The sequence below is a fragment of the Piscirickettsia salmonis LF-89 = ATCC VR-1361 genome, from assembly GCF_000297215.2.
GTDB lineage: Bacteria > Pseudomonadota > Gammaproteobacteria > Piscirickettsiales > Piscirickettsiaceae > Piscirickettsia > Piscirickettsia salmonis.
Window position 1 is genome coordinate 19,767 of record NZ_AMFF02000142.1, and the last position, 3,232, is coordinate 22,998.

The following is a 3,232-nucleotide window of genomic DNA, read 5'->3' on the forward strand; positions in this document are numbered from 1 at the left end:
CTCACGGCTAATCGTGCTAGGAGAAAAGCCAAGTGCTCTAGCAATTGATCTGAGCGAGTCTCCCTCTGATAACCGTTGTTCGATATAAAAACGATCTTTTTCATTTAAGTGCCGATAAACCATCTCTACCCTCTAAGTCAAAAGGCGAACTAGAGAGTTTATCTGTATGAATATGAACTCTCTACTGAGTGTTGCACTTCAGATGACGGAGGGCGGTGTCGCTATAGGAGCATTTTTGCTTCATAGGACCTATTAAGTCAATTTATGTTTTTAGTGATTTACAAGATTTATATAATTGTTTTATGAAAAATCGCTATGAAAGACAGCCTGTATTTTTTTATTATAGCGACTTATTACTCTTGATTAAGATTGTATTAATTTTTAATTAAAATTGTGATGATTGTAATCAGAATATTTGCAATAAAATACTAAGGGATAAATGTATGCCATATCATGTTTTAATCAATGAAGCTACTTTTGGTAAAGCAGCTGACTATTTAGATAAACTAAAGGGAAATCCTAGCTTAGCTGGAAAATATTTACGAGTAGCGCTACAAGGTGTCGATTTATCAAGGTTAAGCGTTGAGGAGTTTTTAGACCATTTAATCCGCACTAAACGATACAGAGTATTTGCAAACTTGGAGGTTGATTATCATCCAAAAGCTGATTGGTCTTTAGTCGAGGCCGGTATTTTGGCTGATATTGCAGTGACTATGGATGTTGAGGCGTATGATAATGGTCGACATCGTGACCCTCAGGTTCATCCAGAGCCGTTAGCGCTGAATTTAACTTTTATTCCTGGCCCTGTTCTTGGAACTGGCAATGGTGCGATGACGCCTGATATGAAAGAGTGTATTGTTGCTGGTAGAATTGACCAAGAAAGCTATTATCAGCTCATTGAGCGTCGATTTTTGCCGTATTTTGTTGAAGTCAATGAGTGTGCAGGTAGGAAGGGTAGAGATGCCTTTATGCCTATCCCGGGTGTGGGTTGTGGTGAATTTGCTGGAAAGTTTAAGGAAGAAATTCATACGCGTTTTCAGCATGCGTTGCAAGAGTTGCTACGGCAGCATGGAGATAAATTTCCACATATTAAGGCTGTGTATTACGACTCTTTTGATAAGTGTGAGCCAAGGGATGAGCAAATCAATGGTACTATGTTTCACACGGTAGCATTAAAACACCCTCAGTCTCGTAACCCTCAGCCACAGCTTTGTCACCCTCGTGATTATTTAGATGGTCGATATGCTAACTGTGACTCGTATTTAACGGTCGCTTGGGATGGTTGCTCCATGCCTGGTAATGAGGCGCATGTTGGCCGTAGAGAAACTGATGATGGGGTGAAGGGTCTTGCGACAAATGCAATGTCGGTGATGAGTGGTGGTCTTGCTGGTGAATATGATGCTGAGTCATTTAGATATTTGCCAACAGGCCGCAATCAAGGAAAAACATGGGAAGTGTGCTTTAAAGAGCGCAATATTCACTTGAGTATGGCAAGTGCGAAAGTATATACATATGATGGGCAGTTACAGACATTAAGAGACTTTGAAGCAGGGAGTGGTTATGCCGTTATCCCTAGCGATCAGCCTATTTTTGTTCCTCGCGTGGAGCGACCTGTTCAGATGCCTGTATTCTCATCTGTTCAACAAGGGGTTCAGAAACCTGCTGCCGATGAGGCATCATCTAAGCCTTGTCTGGTTATGTAAGAGTAAGTTTGAGTTTGCTGCAAGTTTGACTTGAACTGTAGCTACAGTACAGAAGCTTCGTTATTTATAGTAGAGAAGCTTCTTAAGTATATTTTATAGCTGTTTATTTTTTTATATTAGCTATGGAATTTTACTTTCCAAGTTTTGTAAATCTTTGCCAAGTAGTTTAACTGCACTGCTAACGCATTGATCATAGGTACTTTGGTAAATTTGATGATAAGATATTTTTTTAGGATTTTTTTCTGTTGTGCCATTGGTTTGATGGCTAGTTTTTGCTCGATCTTGCGCAAATAAATAACATTGACGATGAATTTTATAAGCTGCAGAGCGTTCGATTTTGGCTTCCATATGGTTAAAGACAGAAGCATGTGTGTTCGTACTGGAGAGGCTTAGTCCTAAACCTAAACTTAAAGTAATACTGGTGCTGAGAGAGGAATAAGTGATTTTTTTCATCGTACACTCCAAATGTATAGAAAAGAGCATCCCTTCTTTTTTAATATATCGCTTATTGATTAATTCTGCACAGATTCTGGTTATTTAAATTGAAGGTTAGTTAGTGTATCCGGTTAGGACGTGGTGGTTTGCTTTTTTATATTGTTTATTTGTTGTTGTGAGTCTCTACGCCAGGCATTTTCTACAAGTTGGCTTAATAACTCGGGGAATTCTATGCCGAGTGCTTTTGCACCTTCAGGGTAGAGGCTGGTTGCGGTCATCCCTGGCATGGTATTTACTTCGAGAATAAATGGTGTATTTTGCTCATCAAGCAAAAAGTCAATACGTGATAAGTCTCGGCAGCCCAGAGATTGGTGAGCGCTATAAGCAAATTGAGTCAGTTGGTCTGACAGTACTTTAGAAAGGGGGGCTGGGATCAAGTGTTCGCTTAGCCCTGGAGTATAGCGGTGTTTATAATCATACCAGCTATTTTCAGGCGTTTTAACCTCGATAACAGGGAAGGCTTGTAATTGAAATTGATTCGTTAAATCTAAAATACCAACTGTGAGTTCACGGCCATTAATTTGGCGTTCGATCAGGACTGAACCATATTGTTGTGTGCTTGCTTTGAGTGTTTTTTTAAGGGAGTTTAAACCAGAGATAAATTCAACACCTAAGCCAGAGCCTTGGTCGCATGGTTTAATCACTAGGTTTTCACCTAATGTTTTTAAAGCATAATGACAAGTTATTTCTAGAGAGTGGTAAGGCGTGTAGAGTAAGCCAGGAATAGTGGGTAGGTTAGAATTTTCAAAGAACGTTTTAGCAATAAATTTATTCATAGCATATGAGGACGCATGCACAGTATTACCGACATAGGGAAGGTTAATAATTTCTAAAAAACCTTGAAATGTGCCATCCTCACCGATAGGGCCATGCAATACTGGAAAAACAAGGTCAGTTTTGTTTTTATCAAGATTAGTATGGATATTATTATCTAGTTCAAATGTTTTTGTGTTTGGATAGTTTAATTTTAATGCCTTTGCGACTTCACTGCCTGAGGAGCGAGAAACAGCAGCTTCCATCGCTGCGAGCCATGG

The 3,232-nt window shown here is 39.4% G+C and carries 4 protein-coding genes; 1 reads left to right on the forward strand and 3 read right to left on the reverse strand.

The window, feature by feature from the left end; translation table 11 throughout:
* Nucleotides 1–123 (reverse strand): helix-turn-helix domain-containing protein (locus C200_RS16785; protein ID WP_016212054.1); only part of this gene is annotated, 123 nt, incomplete at its 3' end.
* A 320-nt stretch (nt 124–443) separates the two neighbouring features.
* On the opposite strand from C200_RS16785, the gene C200_RS12270 reads away from it, so the two are divergent.
* Complete coding sequence (locus C200_RS12270) at nt 444–1,703, forward strand: ADP-ribosylhydrolase MavL family protein (RefSeq protein WP_016211942.1); 1,260 nt, start codon at nt 444–446, stop codon at nt 1,701–1,703.
* A gap of 120 nt (nt 1,704–1,823) precedes the next feature.
* Here the strand turns inward: C200_RS12270 and C200_RS12275 are convergent, their stop codons facing one another.
* Both C200_RS12275 and C200_RS12280 read right to left on the reverse strand, forming a co-directional pair.
* Nucleotides 1,824–2,156, reverse strand: coding sequence for a hypothetical protein (locus tag C200_RS12275; RefSeq protein ID WP_016211940.1), 333 nt, complete (start codon nt 2,154–2,156; stop codon nt 1,824–1,826).
* A 113-nt stretch (nt 2,157–2,269) separates the two neighbouring features.
* Nucleotides 2,270–3,232 (reverse strand): D-alanine--D-alanine ligase family protein (locus C200_RS12280; protein WP_155276087.1); only part of this gene is annotated, 963 nt, incomplete at its 5' end.